At 38.3% G+C, this 24,683-nt stretch carries 23 protein-coding genes; 16 read left to right on the top strand and 7 right to left on the bottom strand.

Annotation, left to right across the window (positions count from 1 at the left end; translation table 11 throughout):
- The first annotated feature begins 31 nt into the window (after positions 1-31).
- Positions 32-637 (top strand): TetR/AcrR family transcriptional regulator, encoded by a 606-nt coding sequence (locus tag ACUNWD_RS03695; protein ID WP_445586422.1) that lies wholly within the window; start codon positions 32-34, stop codon positions 635-637.
- A 116-nt stretch (positions 638-753) separates the two neighbouring features.
- On the opposite strand, the gene ACUNWD_RS03690 is transcribed toward ACUNWD_RS03695, so the two are convergent.
- The 3 genes from ACUNWD_RS03690 to dusB form a co-directional block, all read right to left on the bottom strand.
- A complete protein-coding gene (locus ACUNWD_RS03690) occupies positions 754-1,089 on the bottom strand; it encodes a hypothetical protein (RefSeq protein WP_445586421.1) in 336 nt (111 codons plus the stop codon).
- A 127-nt stretch (positions 1,090-1,216) separates the two neighbouring features.
- Positions 1,217-1,597 (bottom strand): YkvA family protein, encoded by a 381-nt coding sequence (locus ACUNWD_RS03685; RefSeq protein WP_445586420.1) that lies wholly within the window; start codon positions 1,595-1,597, stop codon positions 1,217-1,219.
- Positions 1,594-2,607 (bottom strand): tRNA dihydrouridine synthase DusB, encoded by a 1,014-nt coding sequence (gene dusB / locus ACUNWD_RS03680; RefSeq protein WP_445586419.1) that lies wholly within the window; start codon positions 2,605-2,607, stop codon positions 1,594-1,596. Before dusB ends, ACUNWD_RS03685 begins: the two co-directional genes overlap by 4 nt.
- Before the next feature lie 320 nt (positions 2,608-2,927).
- On the opposite strand from dusB, the gene ACUNWD_RS03675 reads away from it, so the two are divergent.
- Genes ACUNWD_RS03675 through ACUNWD_RS03665 form a run of 3 tightly spaced genes read left to right on the top strand, consistent with a single transcriptional unit; the run spans position 2,928 to position 8,461 of the window.
- Entirely contained in the window at positions 2,928-4,154 is a 1,227-nt protein-coding gene (locus tag ACUNWD_RS03675; protein ID WP_445586418.1) for a TolC family protein, read from the top strand.
- 17 nt (positions 4,155-4,171) lie between these two features.
- Entirely contained in the window at positions 4,172-5,371 is a 1,200-nt protein-coding gene (locus ACUNWD_RS03670) for an efflux RND transporter periplasmic adaptor subunit (RefSeq protein WP_445586417.1), read from the top strand.
- Positions 5,372-5,389: 18 nt separating this feature from the next.
- The gene (locus tag ACUNWD_RS03665; protein ID WP_445586416.1) at positions 5,390-8,461 is read left to right on the top strand and encodes an efflux RND transporter permease subunit; all 3,072 of its coding nucleotides are present in this window, start codon (positions 5,390-5,392) and stop codon (positions 8,459-8,461) included.
- Here ACUNWD_RS03665 and ACUNWD_RS03660 read toward each other — a convergent pair whose 3' ends face one another.
- On the bottom strand, positions 8,462-9,361 hold the full coding sequence (locus ACUNWD_RS03660) for a S66 peptidase family protein (RefSeq protein ID WP_445586415.1): 900 nt from the start codon (positions 9,359-9,361) through the stop codon (positions 8,462-8,464).
- Positions 9,362-9,481: 120 nt separating this feature from the next.
- Here ACUNWD_RS03660 and ACUNWD_RS03655 point away from each other — a divergent pair, with 120 nt between their 5' ends.
- The gene (locus tag ACUNWD_RS03655) at positions 9,482-10,132 is read left to right on the top strand and encodes an NADPH-dependent F420 reductase (protein ID WP_445586414.1); all 651 of its coding nucleotides are present in this window, start codon (positions 9,482-9,484) and stop codon (positions 10,130-10,132) included.
- Between the two features lie 57 nt (positions 10,133-10,189).
- On the opposite strand, the gene ACUNWD_RS03650 is transcribed toward ACUNWD_RS03655, so the two are convergent.
- Positions 10,190-11,086: an HU domain-containing protein gene (locus ACUNWD_RS03650; RefSeq protein WP_445586413.1), complete on the bottom strand. Its 897-nt coding sequence runs from the start codon at positions 11,084-11,086 to the stop codon at positions 10,190-10,192.
- A gap of 201 nt (positions 11,087-11,287) precedes the next feature.
- On the opposite strand from ACUNWD_RS03650, the gene galE reads away from it, so the two are divergent.
- Entirely contained in the window at positions 11,288-12,316 is a 1,029-nt protein-coding gene (galE, locus tag ACUNWD_RS03645; protein ID WP_445586412.1) for a UDP-glucose 4-epimerase GalE, read from the top strand.
- Between the two features lie 198 nt (positions 12,317-12,514).
- Positions 12,515-13,426, top strand: a complete 912-nt coding sequence (locus ACUNWD_RS03640; RefSeq protein WP_445586411.1) for an RluA family pseudouridine synthase — start codon at positions 12,515-12,517, stop codon at positions 13,424-13,426.
- 8 nt (positions 13,427-13,434) lie between these two features.
- On the opposite strand, the gene ACUNWD_RS03635 is transcribed toward ACUNWD_RS03640, so the two are convergent.
- A complete protein-coding gene (locus tag ACUNWD_RS03635; protein WP_445586410.1) occupies positions 13,435-14,724 on the bottom strand; it encodes a PAS domain-containing sensor histidine kinase in 1,290 nt (429 codons plus the stop codon).
- A 168-nt stretch (positions 14,725-14,892) separates the two neighbouring features.
- Here ACUNWD_RS03635 and rfbB point away from each other — a divergent pair, with 168 nt between their 5' ends.
- From rfbB to ACUNWD_RS03595, 8 genes are all read left to right on the top strand, one after another.
- Entirely contained in the window at positions 14,893-15,945 is a 1,053-nt protein-coding gene (gene rfbB, locus ACUNWD_RS03630) for a dTDP-glucose 4,6-dehydratase (RefSeq protein ID WP_445586409.1), read from the top strand.
- A gap of 73 nt (positions 15,946-16,018) precedes the next feature.
- A complete protein-coding gene (locus ACUNWD_RS03625; protein ID WP_445586408.1) occupies positions 16,019-17,620 on the top strand; it encodes an amidase in 1,602 nt (533 codons plus the stop codon).
- A gap of 1 nt (position 17,621) precedes the next feature.
- Positions 17,622-19,553 (top strand): M1 family aminopeptidase, encoded by a 1,932-nt coding sequence (locus tag ACUNWD_RS03620; RefSeq protein ID WP_445586407.1) that lies wholly within the window; start codon positions 17,622-17,624, stop codon positions 19,551-19,553.
- Positions 19,554-19,746: 193 nt separating this feature from the next.
- The gene (locus ACUNWD_RS03615; RefSeq protein WP_445586406.1) at positions 19,747-19,908 is read left to right on the top strand and encodes a hypothetical protein; all 162 of its coding nucleotides are present in this window, start codon (positions 19,747-19,749) and stop codon (positions 19,906-19,908) included.
- A 216-nt stretch (positions 19,909-20,124) separates the two neighbouring features.
- A complete protein-coding gene (locus tag ACUNWD_RS03610) occupies positions 20,125-20,499 on the top strand; it encodes an HU family DNA-binding protein (RefSeq protein ID WP_445586405.1) in 375 nt (124 codons plus the stop codon).
- A 170-nt stretch (positions 20,500-20,669) separates the two neighbouring features.
- Positions 20,670-20,927 carry a hypothetical protein gene (locus ACUNWD_RS03605; RefSeq protein ID WP_445586404.1) on the top strand — a complete coding sequence of 86 codons (258 nt, stop codon included), beginning with the start codon at positions 20,670-20,672 and terminating at the stop codon, positions 20,925-20,927.
- Between the two features lie 4 nt (positions 20,928-20,931).
- The gene (locus ACUNWD_RS03600) at positions 20,932-21,927 is read left to right on the top strand and encodes a hypothetical protein (protein ID WP_445586403.1); all 996 of its coding nucleotides are present in this window, start codon (positions 20,932-20,934) and stop codon (positions 21,925-21,927) included.
- Between the two features lie 74 nt (positions 21,928-22,001).
- Entirely contained in the window at positions 22,002-22,610 is a 609-nt protein-coding gene (locus ACUNWD_RS03595) for a riboflavin synthase (protein WP_445586402.1), read from the top strand.
- Between the two features lie 46 nt (positions 22,611-22,656).
- Here the strand turns inward: ACUNWD_RS03595 and ACUNWD_RS03590 are convergent, their stop codons facing one another.
- Entirely contained in the window at positions 22,657-23,751 is a 1,095-nt protein-coding gene (locus ACUNWD_RS03590) for a universal stress protein (protein WP_445586401.1), read from the bottom strand.
- 198 nt (positions 23,752-23,949) lie between these two features.
- Between ACUNWD_RS03590 and ACUNWD_RS03585 the strand changes: the two genes are divergently transcribed.
- Complete coding sequence (locus tag ACUNWD_RS03585; RefSeq protein ID WP_445586400.1) at positions 23,950-24,678, top strand: SDR family NAD(P)-dependent oxidoreductase; 729 nt, start codon at positions 23,950-23,952, stop codon at positions 24,676-24,678.
- The last annotated feature ends 5 nt before the right edge of the window (positions 24,679-24,683 follow it).

Genomic DNA, 24,683 nt, shown 5'->3' with positions numbered 1-24,683 from the left:
TTTACCCAGCTTTAATTAAAACGAACTAATCATGGTGATGAATCTGGAGAATGGGACCAATAAAAAGGATGCTAACCGCGAAAGTATTCTGAAAATAGCCCAGGAAATTTTCAGTAAGTATGGATATAAAAAGACTACTCTGGATGATATTGCCAATGCTGTGCGTAAAGGTAAAAGTTCATTATATTATTATTTTGAAAGCAAGGAAGATCTTTTTCAGGCAGTGATCATGAGAGAGGTTGATGTGTTGCGCAAGGAATTGGAAAAAGTGGTGATGCGTAATACAGAGCCAGTTGGGAAACTTCGCGAGTATATTCTTACCAAATTAACAACTTACCGAGGGTTGGCTAATTTTTACCATGCCTTGGAAAATGATGTAACTGCAATTGAATTCATTGAGAATGTAAAGAATAAGTATGATCAGGAAGAAATTCGAATGATCAAGCGAATTTTGATTGAAGGGGTTCGTAAAAACGAATTTGAAATTTATGATTTCACCTTGGCAGCGATTGGAATTACTACTGCGATTAAAGGTTTGGAAATGCCTTTAAGTGCTGGTAACTATGGTTCTGCGAACCTCGAGAAAAGTGTCGACAATATTCTGAAAATTGTGTGTTACGGAATTATGAAACGATAATTGAATTACCAACATATTTGACAAAGTAAAGGAGCCTTTTGGGGCTCCTTTCTTATTGAAACACTAAACACTTAAAACAAAAACAAACAAGCATCTTGCGATGCAGCAGCTTCTTTTTATATGAAAAAATATCTTTTTTTATAAATTTTCTCCCAATGTCCTGGGTTCCATTTCCAGCCTTTTGACATTTTACGCCAACGTCCCGGAATCCATTTTTTATTTTCTCGTTGAAGCGTCCAGTTTGGACCAACCCATACATAATTCTTTGTAGGTCGATGCCAAATCCAATGTCCCGGAATTAAAATATACGCTTCTCCAGGTTTATCCGAAATCACCATCTTAACCTTGGGCGGAACAGGTTTTACTTCAACAATAACTTGAGCCAGTGAAATATTACCATTCAAAACAGTGACAATAAAACTTACGATAATAATTAATAATAATCGTCTCATGGCTTGAGCATATCGGTTGCTGAATGTTCAACCAAAAACAATGCCAGAACATAAAAGAATGGATGGATGGAAAACCTGTTATATAATATAATTTGCGTGTAAGTTTTTACACATCAGGCAAATGAGGCTAAAATATTTTATCGTGCAGTTTGTCGATTTCTTCCTGGTCAATTTGCTTAAACCAGTTTATCAGTTGTTGCTTCGCATTTGTTTGTACTTCGGGAGTAATGTGGTCACTAATTTGTGAGAGTGCGAAGATCAAAACTCCCAAATCATCACTGAATCCAATGAAGGGAGCCAAGTCAGGAATGGCATCAGTTGGTAATATGAAATAACCCAGAGCAGCTCCGATAGTAATTTTTGCTTTCAGTGGAACTTTCGGTTCTTTTATTAGGAAATACAAAAGCAATGCAGCGTATACAACTTGCAATCCAGCGGTTTTAGCAAATTTTTTAAGTTTCTCTCTAAACGAATCGTCTGAGTAATATTTCTGATATTGATCATTCATTTTAAGCTGATGTTTGTATAGTCAACCCTTTCATCGCCATAGTGTTCAACAATTTCGTCAAGTAGTTGATGCACTTCTTCCAGTTCTGTTGCCCGGAGTAGTTTAATACGATGATTTCGAAAGTTTGCCAGTCCAGGGAAGTATTTTGCAAAATGACGACGCATTAGCAAAATGCCGGTTCGCACATTATCTCGCCACTCGATTGACATTTGCAGTTGGTCACGCACGTTCTGCACGATTTCTGATACCGTTGGTGGTGGAAGGATTTCACCTGTTTCAAAATAGTGTTTTACTTCCTTGAAAATCCATGGACGACCAATAGCTCCGCGTCCAATCATGAGTGCATCTACTCCTGTTTTGTTTAAAAAATCAGCTGCTTTCTCAGCACCATTGATATCGCCATTCCCGATAATGGGAATTTGAATTTTCGGATTATTTTTCACCTCTCCAATTAACGTCCAGTCGGCTTCACCGGTATATAATTGTTTCCGGGTTCGTCCATGTATTGCCAATGCGGCAATACCGGTATCCTGAAGTCGTTCTGCTGCTTCTATGATTACTTTCGAGTCTTCGTCCCAACCCAATCTTGTTTTTGCAGTAACCGGAACAGAAACTGCTTTTACTACAGCAGCTGTCATTTCCTGCATTTTAACCAAATCTTGTAACATGGCTGCGCCCGCTCCTTTTTTTACAATCTTTTTCATTGGGCAACCATAGTTGATGTCGATGAAATCTGGTTGAGCTTCTTCGACCACTTTTGCAGCATTCACCATTGAATCAATATCATAACCATAAATTTGGATCGCTACTGGTCGGTCAAAGTCGAAAAGCTCCATCTTTTGTTTCGTCTTTTGAATGTCGCGAATTAATGCTTCCGATGAAACAAATTCTGTGTACATCACATCAGCACCATATTTCTTACACATGTACCTAAACGACTTGTAGGTAACATCTTCCATTGGTGCTAAAAAAAGAGGTAATTTTCCTAATTCAATCGATCCAATCTTCACTTTCAACAGCTTTTATAATGTTGGCAAAGATATAAAAAAAGCTGAGGGTAAATAGCTGTGTGAAAAGTGCTAAGGAAGTGGTGTGTAAGTTTGTTGGAAGTGTTTTACTAACATTTTTTATGCGGAATTTTAAATCTGTTTCAGGATACGATGATTCAATTTTTTGAGGAGTGGAAGAAATCCCCTTATCGAAACACAAACATGTGTTCATTTGCATTAAGCATTTTCCATAACAATTTCGTAATTTGAATAAGTAAACATTTTTCTCCAATAATTGTATTCTACATGTGAACATTAGTTCATCTAAAAAAAACTAAAATATGTACCGGATACTAATCTTGTTATTAATAATTCCCGCAATATTAAGGGCTCAACCTTTAACTCTAAAGGACGCAGTTGAAAAATCATTATTAAGTAATACCGAAATTAACCAGGCTCGAGCCATTCTAAAACAAAAGGAGAATGAATGGAGAACTCTCATTGGAATTGAAGCTCCTGAAGTGAGTTATTTCGAGGAAGGAGTAAATAACAAAGCAGCCAAGCCTTTTGAAGAACGGCGATGGACAATTTCTCAATCTGTAGATTTTCCTTTAACAAGCCATTATCGGGTGAAAGCCTCAAAACAAGCATTTGAATCATTCCAGTATCAAGTGGTTGCAATGGAAAACGAGATTAAAGTAATGGTAAAGTCTCGCTATATTGAGGTTCTTTACGCCTTGTATTTGCAAGAACTGGGCAAGCAGCAGCAGAAATTAGCTGAAGATCTGTACAATGCGGTTTACACCCGTTTTGAAACGGGAGTGGGAAATGGCATGGATCTGGCAAATGCTGAGTTATTGGTCGCTCAGGCAAAAAATGATTTGAGTGATGCTGAGCGCTTGTTACATCAAGCAAGATACAGCCTCTTTTATTTGATGGGCTTGGAAAAATCTGAAATTAGTTATCAAATACAGTTTTCCGATTCGTTGCAAACAAATGATATAGGTATTCGACAAATTGAGACTTTGGCCGTGTTGGAAGAACAGCCTACCTATTTGGCGGCTTTATATGAGCAACAAGCGGCTATCAACCAAGTGAAAGAGGCTAAAAGCAATATTCTGCCAGATATTAGCTTCAGTCTGTATCGGCAAAATTATGGTGACGGATTTGACTACAATGGATTCGAGGTTGGATTGAGTATTCCAATTTGGCTGCCGTTTGAGCAGAAGGGAAGAATAAGAATTGCTGAAGCGCGTCAGGGTGAAATTCAATGGAAACAAAAATCCATAGAGCTGGATATGAAGCGGCAAATTGAGCATGCATGGCATAATTACCAAACCAGCAAGCAAACGATCGATCGCTATCATGAAACAATCCAGGAAAAATCACAAATCTTGCAATCGCTAAGCTTGGAAGCCTATCGATTGGGCGAGCTTGATTTGCTCAATCTACTGAATGCACAGCAAACCTACTTGAAAAACCAGAAAAGTTATCTTATAGCTCTGCGCGATTATTATCTGCAACTGGCATTTTTAGAGAAGTTTCTCAATAAGGAGCTTATTTACTAACGAAAAATTGATTCACCATGATACCTTCAAAACAAATCTCATTTCTTCTGTTTCTGATTATTTCAGTTCTTATTTCGGCTTGCAATAGTAAACAAGAAACTCAAAAGTCCGATGCTGAAATAGATCAATCGCCTCCATCTGTAACAGCTTCTCAAGAAAGTGTCTTGCTTGTTCAGCTATCGAAGAAAGAACAGCAGGAATTAAAAATTGAAACATTTGTTGTTAAAAGTGAAATTCAAAATTACACATTGGTGGTTCCCGGTGTTGTATTTCCGGCACCTGGATATGTTAGTATAATCAGCACGCCCCTTGATGGGAGAATAAGCGCTGTTTTGGCAAAAGATGGACAAGTCATTCAAAAAGGGCAGGAGCTGTTTAAGATTGAAAGCCTTGCGTTTGGGAATTTGCTGGCTGAATATTTACAGGCGTTGGCAGAAGAAAGATTTCAAACCACCCGTCTGGAAAGGCTGAAACAATTGGTGGAAAAAACAATTAGCTCGCGATCAGAACTGGAGCGAGCCCAGTCCGATTTTCAAAGGGCAACAGCTGCTTCTGTTGCAGCAGTATCAAAATTGAAAGCTATTGGTGTTCCCGATCATGAAATTGAAATGCTGAAAAATGCTGAGCAAATCGATCCAAGTTTAAAAATACATTCTCCCATTAGCGGAAGTTTTGACCAGCGGGATGTTGAGTTGGGGCAGTCGGTTGATGCTTTGCAGAAATTGGGAAGAATCATAGATATCAATAGAGTTTTAATTAAGGGATATCTTAGTCCGGAGGATGCCCGATTTGTGGCAAGTGGAGATGAAGTGCTGGTGACCAGGCGACAGGAGCAGGGGGTTTCCATTTCAGGGAAAGTCAGTTCGGTAAATCCGGGATTGGATGAAACCAGTCGTTCGGTGGTCGTTAATATAGAGGTAGAAACCCAAAATAGCTGGCCAAAACCAGGTGAAAATGTTCGACTTGAGATAAGTACCAATACTTCCGGAGAGGTTTATGCCATTCCGATAAAGGCTTTGACGTATGATGGAAATATTCCTGTTGTTTTTATCAAAAAAGACATTTCAACGTATGAAAAAAGAAAGTTGGTAGTTTCCGAAATTCGCGATCAAATGGCCATTGTGGAAAGTGGATTGAAAGTTGGAGAAGAGTTGGCTATTTCACAGGTTTTTAGTTTGAAAGCACTTTCCCGATACGAAATGATCGCCGAAGAATAACCCGCTAAATCAATCATCATGCTCCATAAAATCGTTGAATTTTCCGTTCGTCAAAAATATGTTGCTCTTTCATTGGTGTTGCTAATGGCAGTTGGAGGAGTTTTTTCCTTGCTTCAAATCCCCATCAATTCTCTGCCTGATGTTACGCCAATACAGGTTCTGGTTATTACAAAAGCAGGCAGGTATTCTCCATACGATGTGGAGAAATTAGTGAGTTACCCCATTGAAACAGCCATGAATGGCTTGCCCGATGTGAAAGAGGTTCGTTCTATTTCACAATTTGGATTGTCTGCTGTAACCGTCGAATTTCAAGAGAATACGGATATCTATTTTGCCCGCCAGATGGTTAGTCAGCGGTTGCAGTCTATTACCGATGAATTGCCAATGGATGTTTCGTCTCCTCAATTGGGGCCAATCTCAACTGCTTTAGGTGAAATTTATCAATATGAAGTAAAAGGCGAAAATTATTCATTAACCGAGTTGCGTGAAATTCAGGACTGGCTAATTGCTCCACAATTGAAGATTGTGAAAGGTGTTACCGAGATCAATTCATTTGGGGGATTTGTCAAGCAATACGAAGTGATTCTTCAACCCGGAAAACTGAGAACTTTTGAGGTTGGAGTAAAAGAAGTGATTGATGCCATTGCCAGTAATAATTCAGTTTCGGGAGGAAATTATTTGGAGCACAACCGGGAACAATACATCATTCGTGGTTTTGGACAGATTAGTAAAAAGGAAGACATTTTAAATATAGTAGTTACAAATCTGGACAACAAACCTGTCTTTATTAAAGATTTGGCTGATGTTGAGCTGGGCACACAAATTCGCCAAGGAGGAGTTACTCGTGACGGAAAAGGGGAAGTGGTAACCGGAATTGTAATGATGCTTAGAGGAGGAAATGGTCGGGAAGTGATTTCAGCTGTGGAGGATAAAATTGAGACAGTCAATAAAAATTTACCGGAAGGAGTCCATATTGAAAAATTTTACGATCAATCAGACTTAATAAAGCGAACTACCGGGACCATCTCAACCAACTTAATGGAAGGTGGTTTTTTGGTGATTGTTGTTTTATTGTTGTTGCTTGGTGAAATTTCCGGTGCAATTATAGTAGCATTAGTAATTCCGTTATCCATGCTTTTTGCATTTATTGGGATGCGGGAATTTGGCCTGGCAGCAAACCTCATGAGTTTGGGGGCAATTGACTTTGGAATGGTGGTAGATGGTTCTGTGGTGATGGTTGAGAATATCATTCATCGCCTGAGAGATAGTAAAAAGGAAGAATCAGAACAGGAAATCATTGTTGCGGCCAAGCAAGTGGTGCGTCCTATCTTCTTTGGGGTTTTTATAATTCTGATGGTTTATGTGCCAATCATGACGTTTAGCGGCATGGAAGGCATTTTATTCCGGCCGATGGCAATAACGGTTGCTGCTGCAGTATTAGGTTCATTGGTATTGGCTTTGGTTTTTATTCCAGCCATGTCTGCCTTGATTTTCAAAAGTGGTGTCAAGCCCCGTAAAAATTGGTTGGTTACCTGGCTTCAACCTATTTATAAAAGATTTTTAGAGTGGCATATTGAGCGAAGAGCGATGGTGTTGAGTGTGGCATTGCTTCTTTTTGCTCTATCCTTATTGGTTATGATGAGGCTCGGATCAGAGTTTCTCCCAGAGCTGGATGAAGGTTCTATTTTAGTAGAACAGGTCCGTATGCCATCGGTAACTTTGGAAGAATCTATTGAAAATGCCAATTGGCTGGGGGGACAGTTGATGAAGAATATTCCGGAAATAAAAACGGTTGTTCCTAAAACAGGGCGTTCCGATTTGGCAAATGATTGGATGGGAGTTCATCAAACGGATGTTTGGGTCGTATTGAAAGATCCCGGCGAGTGGCGTGATGGTATGACCAAGGAAAAGATTGCAGAGGCTATCGAACCTTACCTCCAAACCGAACCGGGTTTGGCGTATAATTTCACGCAACCAATAGCGATGAGGGTAGACGAACTGACCAGCGGCGTGAAGTCCGATTTGGCAGTTAAAATTTATGGTGAAGATTTGGATGAATTAAATAGAATTGGAGAATCAATTTCAAGGGTTACAAGTACGCTGCCGGGAACTGATAATTATTTTGTAGAACAACCTATTGGACAGCCTTACCTCACTATTTCCATTGATCGGGAAGCTGTTGCATCTTTTGGATTGAATGTAGACGATGTTCAGCAAGTAATTGAAGCTGGAATTGGTGGGCAAATTGCCGGTCAGGTTTACGAAGGACAGCGTCGTTTCGATATTCAAGTGCGCTATCCGGAAGATATTCGTTCGCGACTGGAGCAGATTCAGGAAATTCCCGTTCATTTGTCAAACGGGCAGTTTATCCCATTGAAACGGGTGAGCAATATTGTTGCACAGGAAGGTCCTCGTGAAATTCAGCGTGAAAATGGATGGAGACGATTGATTGTGGGGATCAATATTAAAAACACAGATATTGGTACTTATGTGGCCAGCCTCCAGCAAGCGATTGATGAGCAGGCGAATGTTACACCGGGCTATTTCATTGAATATGGTGGAGCATTTGAGAATCAAAAGCGAGCCATGAACCATTTGTTGTTGGTTGTCCCATTGTCTCTTTTTATCATTATTGGTTTGCTTTATCTCAACTTTGGAAGCATGCGTTATGCCATGATCATATTGCTGAATTTACCATTTGCCTTGTCTGGTGGTGTGTTCCTGCTTTGGATTCGCGGTATGTACCTTTCTGTTTCAGCCAGTATTGGTTTTGTTGCTTTGTTTGGGGTGGCCGTGCTCAATGGAATTGTCCTATTGGATCACATTAACGAACTTCGAAAAGACAATAAAAAATCCTTGAAAAGGATGGTGGTTGAAGGTTCGGTTGACCGGCTTCGTCCGGTGTTAATGACTGCTTTGGTTGCCAGCTTAGGTTTTATCCCAATGGCTTTCAATACCGGACCCGGTTCAGAGGTTCAACGACCATTGGCAACAGTAGTTATTGGTGGACTAATTACTTCTACTTTTTTAACTCTAATGGTTCTTCCAACCATCTATTTATGGGTGGAAAAGAGGAGGAAGAAAGCATGATTAGATTCTGACTAGCCTTGTTTTCTCTTTTACTTTCAGCAGATAGTTTTCTCCTAAAACTATTGGCAAATTACGGTCGATATGTCCGGCAGGAAAATCAAAACAAACCGGGAAATTGTAATCTTTAACGGTGTTTAGAATGATTTCTTCAACGCTTTGTCCAAAAGGGGAATCATTGTCTTTCATATCTGAAAAACCACCAACAACCAGCCCTGCCAGATTTTTCAACTTGCCTGCTAGTTTAAGGCTGTGCATGATTCTGTCAAGGTGGTACAGGTATTCATTTAAATCTTCGATGAAAAGAATTTTTCCAACCGTGTCTGGTTCGTAAGGAGTTCCCAATAAACTGTACAAAATCGAAAGGTTTCCACCGATGATTGGTGCAGTTGCATTTCCTTTTTTGTTATTCGGATTGGCTGGAACCTCTGTACTTGTTTTCTCCCCTGTTAGTACTCGAATGAGTTCAGTATAGCTTTCAGTTGGATTGTCTTCTTTCGTATAAAACGCTGGCATGGCACCATGAATACTTGAAATTCCTTGTTTCTGGAGAAGGCAATGCAGTACGGTAATGTCGCTAAAGCCAACCAGCCATTTTGGGTGCTTTTTGAAATTTGTGAAATCCAGTTTATCAGCAAAACGAATAACTCCATAACCTCCACGAGAACATATGATAGCTTTACATTCCGGATCGTCCAATGCTTGTTGCAAATCTTCAAGGCGTTCTTCGTCATTACCAGCAAATTGGAAATGCGAATCTAAGGTGTGCGCGCCTAAAATAAGCTCAAATCCTTCGTTTCTAATTAATTCCAATCCGGGGAGAACTTTGTTTCGATTTACTTTTCCAGCAGGTGAAACCACCCGAATGCGATCGCCTTTTTGTAAATATGGTGGAGTTGTCATGCGTTCATAATTTAAATTGAAGATACAAATCTTTCTTTAAACTGCCTGTTAGTCAGAACAAAAAAGCCTGTTTGATCCTTTTAGTATTGAAGCTAATTCGTTCATTTAAAACATACTGTTATGGTAAAAAGAGTTGGAGTTTTAGGTTCTGGAGTCGTTGGTCAGGTATTGGCAAATGGATTCCTGAAAAATGGCTACGAAGTCATGATTGGAACACGCGATAAAAATCAGCTCGCTGATTGGTATGAAAATGCAGGAGAGAATGCCTCGGTGGGAAGTTTTGAGGATGCTGCTAATTTTGGTCATTTTGTAGTTTTAGCAGTGAAAGGAAGTGCAGCTGAATTTGTCTTGGATTTAGCTGGTGCGGCCAATCTTCATGGGAAAACAGTGATTGACACCTGTAATCCTATTGAGGAGGAAGAGCCTGTGAATGGCGTTTTGAAATTCTTCACGAAGCCCAATCATTCATTAATGGAGCGGTTGCAGGAGAAGTATTCCAAAATTCATTTTGTAAAGGCTTTTAGTTGCGTTGGGAATGCCCTGATGGTTGATCCTAAATTTGATGAAGGAAAACCTACCATGTTTATTTGTGGCGATGACGAGGAGTCTAAAAAGAAAGTTACCGAAGTGTTATCGATGTTTGGATGGGAATGGGAAGATATGGGAGCTGTTGAGGCAGCACGTGCGATTGAGCCTTTGTGCATGTTGTGGTGTATCCCCGGATTGTTAAAGAATGACTGGAATCATGCCTTTAAGTTGTTGAAGGCATAGAGTGAATAGCAAGGCGTATTGGGTATAAAAAAGAAAACCCCTCGATGAGGGGCTCAATTATTTTATGGCGTAAATCCAAACTCCCGATTCGGGGGATTTAGCTTTGAGTTCTATTTTTTTAGCTTTCGCACTTTCAATGTCTGGAAATCCTGCAATTGCAATGTAGTTCAGCCCTTTAATAACACCCAGATTTTGTGCTTCAAATCCTTCATCCTGTTTTTGTTTCAGAAACCTTGCAGCATTGGCATCGCTTCTAAAACTACCGCCAATTAAGAAATATTTGTTTTCAACGTTTGCTTTTTCGATAACAGCAACAGTCTCAACTTCTATTTTTTTAGCAGGTTCAGCCGTTTGAGTCATTTCAGTCAATACACTCAAATCTGACTTCAGGATATTCTCTTTGTTATTTTTTATTGGGAAGAAAGCCAAGGCAAAAACCAATGGTAATCCTATCATTACTTTCTTTAAGGTACGTTTCTGGAAAATTACTTTAACGGCTTCCCGCTCTTCTGCACTGAGGCTTTTTTGTGCAAGCTTTTTGGCATAAAGCGTTTCAAAACGGAATGAACTTAATCCGTATGACTCCAAATTATAATTTACATCGGCAATTGATTCAAAAGTCAATTGGTCATTTTCGTTGTAATATAATTTACCAACTCCATCAATTCCAATTCGTTCACCATCGGTTAATCGATAGTTTAACTCTTTTACCAATAAGTCAACTTTTTGTTTGGCTGCAATATAATTCAGACCTTCTTTCTCAGCCACATGGTTGACAAAAAGTCCGTCATTAAATTTTAGCTTTTGATTAAATCCAACAGCTTTGTTCGGAGGGTAAAAAGTTGAAGTTCTGATTTTTGCAGATTGATAATTGGTGATAAAACCTCCAAAATCAGGAATGATCACACAATCATTCAATAATAGCAAGTCTTTTATGTGCGCAAGTAATTCCACGTAGTTTGTTTGATTTAACAACCAAAATTAAGGAAAAATTAACAGCGAGCCAACCTAAAGTTTTCAACAATTTAGGGCATTTGCTGATAATCAATGAACAAGGAAACGAAATAATTCAGTCAACCACTTCAGATAAATTTGTAGCTTTGAGCATCTTTTTGAAAGAGAAATTTATCAAGTTACCGAAGAAATAGTTCAATAATGAAAGCAAAAATATTAGTTACCGGAGGAACCGGTTATATTGGTTCACATACCGTAGTTGAGTTGCAAAGTGCAGGTTATGATGTTGTTGTCGTTGATGATCTTTCAAATTCCAGTGCGGATGTACTAGAGAATATTGAGAAGATATCTGGCAAAATGCCGGCATTCGAGCAGTTCAGTTTGGCAGATGCCGAGAAGACAGATGAATTCTTTAGTCGTAATCAGGATATTGCGGCGATTATTCATTTTGCTGCTTCAAAGGCAGTTGGAGAGTCGGTAAATATTCCACTTCACTATTACCGGAATAATTTGGTTTCCTTGATGAATATTTTGGAGTGTCAACGTAAATACAAGATCGCGAATATTGTATTCTCATCGTCTTGTACTGTTTATGGACAACCTGATAAGTTGCCAGTAACAGAGGGTACCCCTCGTAAAGATGCAGAGTCTCCCTACGGAAACACTAAACGGGTGAATGAAGATATTTTACAGGATAGCGTGAAGGCTTATCCTGAGATTAAGGGGATCGCACTCCGTTATTTCAATCCAATTGGGGCGCACCCATCGGCATTGATTGGTGAATTACCATTGGGAGTTCCTCAAAACCTGGTTCCATTTATTACCCAAACTGCTGCCGGATTGCGTGAGCAGTTAAGTGTATTCGGAGATGATTATAACACCATTGATGGATCGGCTGTTCGCGATTACATCAATGTGGTTGATTTAGCAAAAGCACACGTAATTGCCATTGAGCGCTTGTTGGAAAATAAAAATAAGGCTGGCTATGAGGTGTTCAATCTCGGAACAGGAAACGGGTTCTCAGTGTTGGAAATCGTCAATGGCTTTGAAAAGGCAACAGGTGTCAAATTAAATTACAAAATTGTTCCTCGTCGTGCCGGAGATATTGAGAAGATTTGGGCCGACACAACATACGCCAATGAAGAACTTGGATGGAAGGCTGAAGTTGGTTTGGAGGAAACTCTACTTTCTGCCTGGAATTGGGAAAAGAAAGTGAGAGGGATTGAGTAGTTTGCGATGATCAGCCATCGTTGGCTGTTAAAACTGTAAATTCTGAATTGATAAAATATGAAAAGCTTTGTCCACTGGATAAAGCTTTTTTTGTTTGAAATACGAATTGCTTTCAGTTTGATAAAAGAATAAAGATTCCAACTATCTTTGCAGTGGCTGGATATAAAGCATCTTCCTTCCATAATGATACGAAAAACGATGAAAAATAAGAATTTGAAAACTGGATCAAGACGTCCTTCACAACCTAAAACTCTTAGCTTTAAAGTGAAAAAGCAGGAAGAATTGATGGTATTTCTAATTGAACAACTGCCGCATAAGAACAGAAATAACATCAAGACGATGCTTAAGAAACGGCAGATTGTTGTGGATGGTAAAGCTGTTACTCAATATAATTATCTGCTCAAACCGGGTCAAAAGGTTGAGTTAGCAACTGCTCCTGCACCAGAAGCCAAACAGATGCGCGGGATCTCGATTGTTTACGAAGACAAAGATTTGATCATTGTTAATAAAAAAGCCGGTTTATTATCGATGGCAACAGCCAAAGAAAAACGTGAAACTGTTTATAGTATCTTGAGCAGCTATGTGAAGGATAAGAATAAAAACAACAAAATCTTCATCGTTCATCGTTTGGATAGGGAAACCTCTGGTTTAATGATGTTTGCAAAAAGTGAGGAAATGCAGGGACTTTTGCAGGAATCATGGGAAAAGACCATTTTCGAAAGAAGTTACCTGGCGGTAATTGAAGGTCAGCTTCCAGAGCCACAAGGAAAAATATCATCCTATTTATTTGAAAGCTCAGCGTTTATCGTTTACTCCAGACAAGATCCGGAAAAAGGACAATTGGCAATCACTCATTATAAAACTGTGAAGAGTAATGAGAATTACTCCATGTTAAAAGTAAACCTGGAAACTGGGCGAAAAAACCAGATTCGGGTTCACATGCAGGATTTGGGTCATCCAATTATTGGAGATAAAAAATATGGTTCGACAGCGAATCCGATTGGTCGATTGGGATTGCATGCAAGAGTATTGGCATTTAATCATCCGATTACTGGGAAAAAGATACGATTCGAGACATCGATTCCCGGGAGCTTCTTGAAATTATTTTAGATGGTAATTTATTTTGGTGCTGAATGTAGCTCAATGTAGAAAGTACTTCCTTCGCCATTTATTGAATCGGCATAAATCTTACCGTTTAGTTTTTCGATAAAATCTTTGCAAATAATTAGTCCAAGACCAGTTCCAATTTCTTTGTTTGTGCCTGGTTTTATTTTGGTTTGACTGACATCAAAGAGTCCTTCCAACGTGTGAGAAGACATGCCAATTCCTTCATCTTTGACAGAAATGATCAGTTCCTTGTTGCTGCCAAATTGAGAATCAACAGTAATTTTTCCCTCATTGAAAGAATATTTGACTGCATTGGCCAATAAGTTTCGAATAATAGTTCTGAGCAATTTTTTATCGGTCCAAACTTGGATATCAGGATTGGTTTGATTGACGAGTTCAATGGATTTGAATTTAGCTCGTTCCTTTACTTGATCGAATACATCGTTAACGAGTGAATTCAGTTCATGATGCATGGCTTCAAATTCCAATTTATTGGTTTGAACCAGGGCCCAATCAAGTAAATTCTGAAGTAGTTGATTTGCATTAATGGCAGAATCTTGAATAAGCTGTAAATATTCCTTATTTAGGGGAATATCATCTTGTGTTTTCATGTTGGATAGTAGCAAGCCACTAAAGCCTAAAATATTATTAAAAGCTCCTCTCAGGTCATGGCCAATAATCGAAAATAACTTGTCTTTTGTAGCAATTAGTTCTTTAAGTTCAGCTTCTACTCTTTTTCGCTCCGAGATATCTCTAACATAAGCTATCAAACGCTTCTTTCCATTGAGGTACACAAATTTGGTATTTATTTCAGTTGGGAAAATGGTACCATTTCTGTGTTTATTTTCCCTTTCCAGGTAAACATCTCCGGTGGCCATTTCCTCTGTAATTATATCGGGAAGTAAACTAGCAAATTCATTAGGAACCAGATCCCTGAGGTTTAAATTCAACATTTCCTCTTTGGTATATCCAAACATTTTATGTCCCATCGTATTGCAATCCAGGATATCTCCCCGATCATTTTCTAAAAAAATTCCGTCAAGAGAAAGATTAATTAAGGCTTCGAACTTTAATTCATTTTCTTTTAGTTTATTGTTTTGACGATGATTTTTTTGAAGTAAATAAGCAATGGCAATCCCTGAAATTCCACCAATAATTATTGGACCAATGATGGCTTTTAGTTCAAAAGGATTTGCATTTATAAAAGTAAGCTGTAAAATAGATAGTCCGAGAAGAATAATCATCCCTAAAACAAAACCCAGTAGAAGACTAGGTTTTGAATGTCCCCATTTAATTGTCATAAGTTCAGTTGGTTTTTCGTGGTAAGATAGTTATTAAAGCTTTTTTCTCAAATAGAGTCTGCTTTAAAATATGTTTGAACTGGAATACTACTTTTACTTAAGATGCACTTGGGTTTTTAGAATTTCGTATAATACGCTACTTTTATTCCCAATTATAAAGAAGCGAAAATGAAAACAATACTGATCACCGGTGGTGCCGGTTTTATTGGCTCTCATGTTGTTCGATTGTTTGTCAACAAATATCCTGAATACAAGATTGTAAACCTCGATAAACTGACTTATGCTGGAAATCTAGCTAATCTCAAGGATGTTGAAGGCAAATCAAACTATGAATTTATAAAGGCAGATATCGTTGACGGAGAGGAAATGTTAAGGTTATTTGAGGAACGAAAGTTTGATGCTGTTATCCATCTGGCTGCTGAATCACATGTTGATCGATCCATTTCCAATCCTACCGAGTTTGTATTTACCAACGTTATTGGTACGGTGAATTTGTTGAATGCTGCCCGAAGCATTTGGAAAGATCAGCCAGCCGACAAACTGTTTTATCATATTTCCACTGATGAGGTTTATGGTTCCTTAGGAGACGAAGGAATGTTTACCGAGACAACTGGATATGATCCTCATAGTCCTTATTCGGCTTCAAAGGCCAGTTCCGACCATTTTGTGCGAGCGTATCACGATACCTTTGGATTACCTGCTTTAGTTTCTAATTGCTCTAATAATTACGGCTCTTTTCAATTTCCAGAGAAGTTGATTCCTCTTTTTATTAATAATATCAAGAACAACAAACCACTTCCGGTTTATGGGAAGGGAGAAAATATTCGGGATTGGTTGTGGGTGGAAGATCATGCGCGGGCAATTGATGTAATTTTTCATCAGGGGAAAGCTGGTGAAACGTATAATATTGGTGGTCATAATGAATGGAAAAATATTGATTTGATCCGGTTGATGTGTCAAATAATGGATCGCAAACTGGACAGGGAATCTGGGAATTCAGAAAAACTGATATCGTTTGTTAAAGATCGTGCCGGACACGATTTACGGTATGCAATTGACTCTACAAAATTGCAAAAGGAATTGGGATGGGTGCCAAGCCTTCAATTTGAAGAAGGACTGGAAAAAACCATAGATTGGTACCTTGAGAATGATGAATGGTTGGAAAACGTTACCAGCGGAGAATATCAAAAATACTACGACGGTCAATATCAGAAACGCTAGTTGCTCCAACCCTTTGTTTTTGTCCTGATCAAATGCTTTCCTTAACTTGTGTGGAAATTTGAAAAGGGTAATTATGAAGCGTCGTCATTTTATGAAATCGGCTTTAGCTGGTGGCTCTGTCGTATCAATGGTTGGGATATCTGCCTGTAAAACTTCCGAATCAGAAGGAACAGAAATTAATCCTTCAACCTTTGAACTCAATGAAATTACCATTGATCAGCTTCAGCAGAAAATGGCAAATGGAGAACTTACTTCCGTTGCTATTTGCAAAAAATATATTGAAAGAATTGAGTCTGTAGATTCTCTCTTGAATTCAGTCATTGAACTCAACCCCGATGGAATGGCGATCGCTGCTAAATTGGATCAGGAGCGTAAGGATGGTAAAGTTCGTGGGTTCATGCATGGGATTCCGGTTTTAATCAAAGACAATATTGATACAGGCGATCAAATGATGACCACAGCTGGTTCGCTTGCTTTAGCGGGTACGTCGGCACCGGATGACGCCTTCGTTGTTAAAAAGCTTCGTGATGCCGGGGCAGTTTTACTCGGAAAAGCTAATCTCAGTGAGTGGGCCAATATTCGATCAACCCGAAGCTCCAGTGGGTGGAGTGGACGTGGTGGTCAGGTGCATAATCCCTTTTGTTTGGATCGAAGTCCGTGCGGCTCTAGCTCAGGAACAGGGGCTGCGGTTTCTGCAAATTTATGCGCAATTGGAATTGGAACGGAAACGGATGGTTCCATTGTTTGCCCATCCGGAATAAATGGAATAGTAGGAATTAAACCCACTCTGGGAATGTGGAGTCGGGATGGAATTGTCCCTATTTCTCATAGTCAGGATACAGCAGGGCCTATGGCACGTAATGTGAGAGATGCTGCCATTTTGCTGGGGGCGCTTGCTGAATTTGATCACAATGATGCGCCTACTGGTTTGAGGGAAGGCCGTATTTATTCAGATTATACTCCGTTTTTAACTGAAGATGGTTTGAATAGCGCCCGTATCGGAATAGTGACAAACTTTTTTGGGTTTCATAAAGAGGTTGATAAGTTAATGATGCAAACTATTCAATTGATGAAAGATGCCGGGGCTGAACTAGTTGATGGTTTGATGTTACAAGGAAGAGGTGAATGGGGTGGTGCTGAATGGAAAGTGTTGATTCATGAGTTAAAGGCTGATATGGAAACTTATTTGGCAAGTCGAAAGGATGTTTCGGTTAAAACTTTAGGAGATATTATTGAATTCAACAATAGGAATGCAGATAGTGAAATGCCTTGGTTTGGGCAGGAAATATTTGAAGAAGCCGATAAAACAATGGGCATAGATGATCCTGAATATTTGGAGGCTTTGCGAATTTCTAAACTAAAAACCAGGGAAGAGGGGATTGATAAAATTATGGATGAATACCAGTTGGATGCTTTGATTGCACCGACGAATGGGCCTGCCTGGCCAATTGACCTTGTTAATGGTGATCATTTTATTGGAGGTAGTAGTGATGCTGCGGCAATCTCCGGATATCCAAATATTACTGTGCCGGCAGGATATGTACACGGGCTGCCTATTGGTGTTTCATTTTTTGGAAGGGCATGGAGTGAACCTGTTTTGCTAAAAATTGCATACGCATACGAACAAGCATCCAGACATAGAAAAGCACCTGATTTTCTAAAGACAATCAGTTAAAATGGGAAGTCGTTATTTCTATATAATCTCCTTTTTTTTATTGGTTCCTGTTTTTGTACAGGCTCAGCAAGAGAACTTCGATTTTGAGGAACAAAAAGCTGCACGGGAAGCTGAAACGTGGTTGAAGTTGGCCACATTTAAAGAAAGTGAGAATTATGGGGATTACGATTTATTTTACCAGCGGATGGAATGGGAGGTTGATCCAGCGGTTCATTTTATAAAAGGTGAAGTTGTTTCCTACTACAAACCAACAATTGATGGATTTAATACTATTTCGTTTGATCTCGCGGATAATATGCAGGTTGACTCGGTCTATCATTGGAATAAGAAAGTCGATTTTCAGCATACAAATGATCGGATTAACATCTCTTTCGCCAATGAAACTCCTATTGGTATAACTGATTCATTGATAGTTTGGTATCAGGGTGTTCCTAATAATACTGATGGTTCTTTTGTAACTGCGACAACAGATGAGGGAGATCCCGTTTTGTGGACGCTTTCGGAGCCGTATGGTGCTATGCAATGGTGGCCATGTAAACAGAGTTTGGTGGATAAAATTGATTCAATCGACGTGATTGTCACTTGTCCTGCCGGAAATAAAGTGGCAAGCAACGGGAAACTTGTTTCGCAGGTCGCATCAGTTGGGAAAACCACAGTTCATTGGAAACACAATCATCCAATTGCAACTTATTTGGTTGCTATTGGTGTTTCCAATTACGAGGAATACACCGATATCCTGGAGTTACAGGACGGTCGTCAAATAGAAATACTGAATTATGTGTATCCGGCAGACTTGGAAAATTGGCGTGCGACTTCATCTTATGTTCTGGACATTATGGAGCTATTCAATGAAATTATTGGTGAATATCCATTTGCTGACGAAAAATATGGACATGCCCAGTTCGGATGGGGTGGTGGAATGGAGCATCAAACTATGAGTTTTATGGTGAATCTTGGTTTTGCTCTTGTTGCTCATGAAATGGCTCATCAATGGTTTGGCGATTGCCTAACACTAAACAGTTGGCACGACATCTGGCTGAATGAGGGATTTGCAACATATATGACGGGTTTAACATTTGAAAACCTTTTAAGCGAGGGCGAATGGCTTGGCTGGAAGAATTATCGAATCAATCAAATTACAGGAAGGCCCGACGGATCGGTTTATGTGGATGATACAACCAGTGTTCGTCGGATTTTTGATAGCCGATTGTCTTATTCTAAAGGTGGATATCTGTTACACATGCTAAGGTGGGAGTTGGGAGATGAGGTATTCTTTCAAGGTCTGCAGGAATATTTTAATGATCCTGGCGTAAAATATGGATTTGCATCACAGCAATCGTTTGTCAATCAAATGGAAACTGCCGGAGATACCACTTTAACTGAGTTTTTTAATGACTGGTATTACGGTGAAGGTTATCCGGAATACCATATTGTGCATTACCGGTCTTATGCATCAAATGGTAAATACTTTTTGAAAATTAATCAGGATACTTCTGATCCTTCTGTTGATTTTTTCGAAATGCACGTGCCACTTCGTGTATGGAAAGATGGAGCGAGTAAAGATTTGCGTTTGCATAACATCAGTAGCGAACAGGAATTTGAGTTAGAAGAAGAGCCTGATTCAATTGAATTTGATCCCGATCGTTGGCTGATCAGTAAGAATAGCACTGTAATTTCGGGAGCTCCGGTTTATGAAGATGCTGAAATTACGATCTATCCAAATCCGGTAACGAACGAGCTTTACATTTCACTTGATCAATCAGAGAAAATACAATCGGTTGCTATCAGTGATGTAAACGGGAAGATCATTGAACAATTTAAAGAATTACCTTCCAATAAAATAAATGTAAGTCAGTTGGCCAGTGGTACTTATTTCCTTCAATTGGAGACGGATAAGAAAGGGTATCGCAAGCAGTTTCTTAAAGTAAATTAAGGCTTACATCAGGATTTGATTGTTTGCAGGCAATGTAATATACTATTCATAATCTATTTGTATAATCAGATAGAGGTCGAATTCTGGATAAGCCTGTAAGACTTCAATAACAAAACTTGGGGCAACGCCCCAAAGATTGGATCAAATATCATATGAACAGGCTGAAAGCCTGAAACAAAATAAATATAGCACCATGGGACAATCATTTTCCCAGATGTATGTGCATCTAACATTTGGAACCAAAAACCGATACCCATTTATCCAATCAAGTATAAAAGAAAGCTTGCATGCCTACATCGCAGGCACGTTGAAAAAATCTGGATTGCCTGGTTATTATGATCAACTTAGTTTCTGATCATATCCATATATTGTTTCATTTTAGTTACAAATAAATTTTCTACTAGGAGAAAAAATATTTTCATATAGAAGAAAATAATTTTGTGTCTAGATGCAAGTTTATAATAAACTCTTATTCCGTCGATTTCCTCATAAATTAAAATTGTCTTATTGAAAGTAATGTTTTAAATTGCCCTTAATTATCATATTATTAACAGTTAATTTCACCCTAAAAATGTTAACATACAAATTAGTTGAGCGCGGGAATCCAAGCGATCCAACCGCGCCTAAAAAGCTTTATGCTTCACCAGTGAAAAAAGGGACTAAAACCATTAGTTCACTAAGTACAGATATCGCAGACATTTCCTCTTTAAGCAGGGGAGATATTAGCAATGTCATTACGAACTTGGTTGAACGGATTCCAAAGGATTTGTTGGAAGGGAACTCGGTTAGCCTGGGCGAACTGGGAACTCTTCGTATTGGTTTTAGTAGTGATGGAGTTGAAGATGAAAAGGATTTTCACACCAACAAAATCAAAAACCTTAAAGTAATCTTCACACCGGGAAAACTCATCAAGGAGGAGATTAAAAAAGCGAAGTTTAGCAAATAGCTTTACAGAATAAGAAGAATGGAAGGGTATAGGCTTTGACTTGTACCCTTTTTTGATTTTTAGGTGGTTTTTATGTGTTGATTATGTGGTATTTGTGATTTGCAGGGGCAGGAAGCAAAGTTATTTTTTGTTAGTAAATTTAGTTCTATAAATCAATTAATTTAAAAGTCATGAACCAATTTGAAATCTTTAACGAAAACAGGGATTTGTTAGTTCAAATTATAAGAAATCAGGCAAAGATTGCTCATTTTTTAGAACATATTAATCGTAAAGTTGACGTCTGTATGAAAGAACTTGTTCCTGATCAGCAATATGCAGGGAATGAACATCTTGATGATTTTTTGACGGTAATGCTAGATGAAAATGAAAACTTATTTGGAGAGATTTATGCAAAAGCTAAAAGATTAAGAGAAGAAAATAAAAAATAAGATAATGTACCAATCAAATTCATTGCCGTATATATCTCAGAAAGGACGTCCTAATCAAAGAATTCATTTGTGTGAAGTGAATGAGGAGGAAAGGGATATTTCATTTAGGATTAAATATTCAGAAGGTGTAAAAATGCCAGACGAACTTGTTAAGTTTTATCAAATTTCTACTTATAACGTAGACGCTTTATTGAACTCGTATCTTTGGGCTTCAAGATTTGATAAATTTAATGATCCTTTCGATTGTCCGCCACAGTTATGGAATATTGATTCGTTTGCCAAAGAGAATATCGAATCGATTGTTAATCCTGATTTTCGTCAAATTTTTCACCATTTTGTTGATAAAAAGCATAATTGGGATTTATTTATGTCATATTACTTACCAAGCTTTTTAGGGATTGTTTGTTTAAATAACCCAAAAGACGTTATCCTTGATACTCTTTGGGGATATTACTCAAATCAAGAAGGATACGCACTTAAATTTGATTGTCAAAGTTTAAGAAATAATTTGGGAGATCCATTTGAAATAGAATATCTAGAAGAAGAGGATTTAGATTTTTTCTCCTTGGATGATATAAAAGAAACAAAAGATTTATATGTCAGGTTTCTAAGATGGTCGACTCAAAAAAAGAAAATCTGGAAACATGAGAGTGAATGGCGTTATATCTTTAGTTTAAAAGCCGATATTTTGTCTGGAGATGCATACCCTGAGGAAAGGGTAAAGAAGTTCCATCCAAGTGCAATTAAGGAGGTAATATTAGGCTTAAGATTTTTTGATAAGGAAAACGCATATCAAATTTCAGATAATGAAATCTTATATATCATTGATGGCTCAAATGAAAAACAAATTTTACAAGATCAAATGATGTCATTTTTATCATTTCCTAATCGTATTTCAGTTAGCCATGTTTGGATGAAAAATAGTAGCCTCCAGCTTTATTCTCGTAATTGTCAGATTTTTAAAGAGAGTGAACGGCGCTATAGAATTGTTTACGAATAATATTTAGATATGGTGATCATTTCCCCATTTCCGTGGAAATAGGTAAATTCGCAGCAAATTAAAAATTAAGCATCATGTTTTCAGGAATAGTTGAAGAATTTGGCGTGGTAAAAGCCATTGAAAAAGAGCAGGAGAATTATCATTTCACCCTGACTTGTTCGTTTGTAGATGAACTGAAAGTGGATCAAAGTCTGTCCCATAATGGGGTTTGCCTGACTGTCGTTAAAGTTGATAAAGAAGCTAAGACTTACGTGGTAACTGCTATCAAGGAAACGCTTTCGAAAACCAACTTAGGATACTGGGAAGTAGGTTCAAAAGTTAATCTGGAGCGTAGCATGATGATGAATGGCCGTTTGGATGGTCACATTGTGCAAGGGCACGTGGATCAAACTGCAACTTGCACTAAGGTGGAGGAAGCTGATGGTAGTTGGTATTTTACCTTCGAATATAACTTTGATAAAGAAAAAGCACAGCAGGGTTACATGACTGTTGAAAAGGGATCGGTTACAGTAAATGGTGTTAGCCTGACGGTGGTGAATTCAAAAGATAACTCATTTCAGGTTGCCATTATTCCTTATACCTATAATGAAACCAATTTTCACACCTTTGAAGTGGGAACAGTGATTAATTTGGAGTTTGATATTATTGGTAAATATCTGAGCAAATTAATGACATTCAAATAACAGAAAACCGGGATCAAGTCCCGGTTTTTTTGCTCTTTTTCATGAGTTAGGCATGGAAAACAAATAGCGGTGTTTTTAAATGGAACACCATTTTTTTTGCAATACTCGGATTGAAAATTCGAGTGATCATGTTTCGTTTATGGGTGGTTAAAGCTAAAATATCAACCTTGTTTTTCTCAATGTAAGTTTCCAATGCTGATAATACATCTTCTCCTTCTACAATCTTAAAATTCAACTTGGCCTCTTTATAGTTTTTCTTTAAAGCGTTACTCATGCTTTTAAGTTTTGCTTTATCCCACTCTTTGTCATTTTGTACGCCGATATGCAGGCAGGTTACTTCTGTGTCAAATGGCTTTAGCAAGCCAAGTAATTTGTTGATAGATAAGAAATCATTGTCATCGAAGTTAGTGGCGTAAACTATACTCTTTACAGAGCTTAACTTTATATCGGGAGTGTCCTCTGGAAGAACTAATACAGGAACATTGGCTTTGTAAATTACTCCTGCAGTTGTACTTCCCATAATCGCGTCTTGCCCGAAGCCTCTAATTCCCATAACTATTAACCGCGGCGGGTGGGCATCGGTGTAATTTAGAATATCTTCTTCGGGATAACCCATTTTCACAATCTGATCAATTTTCAAACTTTTCCAGATTTTCTCACCGGTTTTTTCAGATAATTTTCTCAAAAACATCTTAAATTCTTCCTGAACAATTCCCTCTCGTTCTTTTAAATGATTGTATAAACCGGCATCAAACGGGATAACATCAGAATATGGAATGGTGAAATAATCTGGTTGTGAAATGACATGGTAAAAAACCAGGCTGGCTTCCAGTTTTTGGCAAATCTCAATAGCAACTTCAGCTGCCTTGAGTGAATAAGAAGAAAAATCAACAGGAATTAGAATGATGTTTTCTGTTTTAATTGGATTTTTCTCAAGTTTGCCGAGCAGCTTATCCAGAATAGGAAAAGCTTTTTGGACATCTTTGGCGTTAATCTGAACTTTAACGCCTGTTGCAACTGCTCCCTGAATCAGATTGACATGTTCAAGTGAACAACTTATCCCTTTTGCCTCTAACATCGACCGCAAGACTTCAGCTTTGGAATAAGGCAACAATGCGATTGTTATGATTTTCTCTTCCATAGCTTAATATATTAATGAACATTGTTTCTATTAGTTTTTTCGGGATTCTGGCAATTTAGTTTCAAATTTGAACAGGTATCTTCTTAAAACTATTTTTTAACATAGTTTCTAGTTGGACAAACTGAATAATTCAATAGCAACAAACAAATTAGGTACTGTGCTGTTGTCATTTCTGACATAAAATGGTAACTTTTTGAGATGAAAAAAACGGTTTTAATAACAGGTGCGGCAAAACGATTGGGAAAGGAAATGGCTAAACATTTAGCTCAAAAAGGATGGGATGTTGCGATCCATTACAATTCATCGGCAGAGCCAGCTAACATGCTCAGGGAGGAATTGATGAAATGTTTTCCTGATGGTGATTTTCAGCTTTTTCAGGCAAACCTTGCCAATAGGTTGGAGGTTGAGAACTTGGTAAAGGAAGTGCTTGATAAAATGGGGCATCTTGACTTGTTGATTAATAATGCATCTGTATTTGAATCTGCATATTTGAAAAACACGGACTTTAATTTGTTAAATGAACAAATGGCAGTTAATTTTCAAGCTCCGTTTCTGCTAATTCGGGATTTTGCGAAGATGGTACAAGAAGGAGTAGTGGTGAATTTAGTTGATACTCGTATCACAAGTAATAAATCCAATTATGCTGCGTATTCATTGTCAAAAAAAGTTCTTTGGGAATTAACTAAAATGGCGGCTTTGGAATTTGCTCCTGATATTCGCATCAATGCAATTGCTCCTGGTGCTATATTGCCTCCGGAGGATAAGGATGAAAATTACCTGTGGGATTTAGCCGAACAAATACCGATGAAAAGGCCGGGTGGAGTGGAACCAATCCTGCGAAATTTGGATTACATACTGGATAATGAATATATGACTGGTCAGTTATTATTTGCTGACGGTGGAGAAAATTTAGGTAAAAATCAATAATAAAC

The organism is Sunxiuqinia sp. A32, from assembly GCF_052690465.1.
Note: the sequence above shows the minus strand (reverse complement) of the source record. Positions and strands in the feature narration are given on the sequence as shown.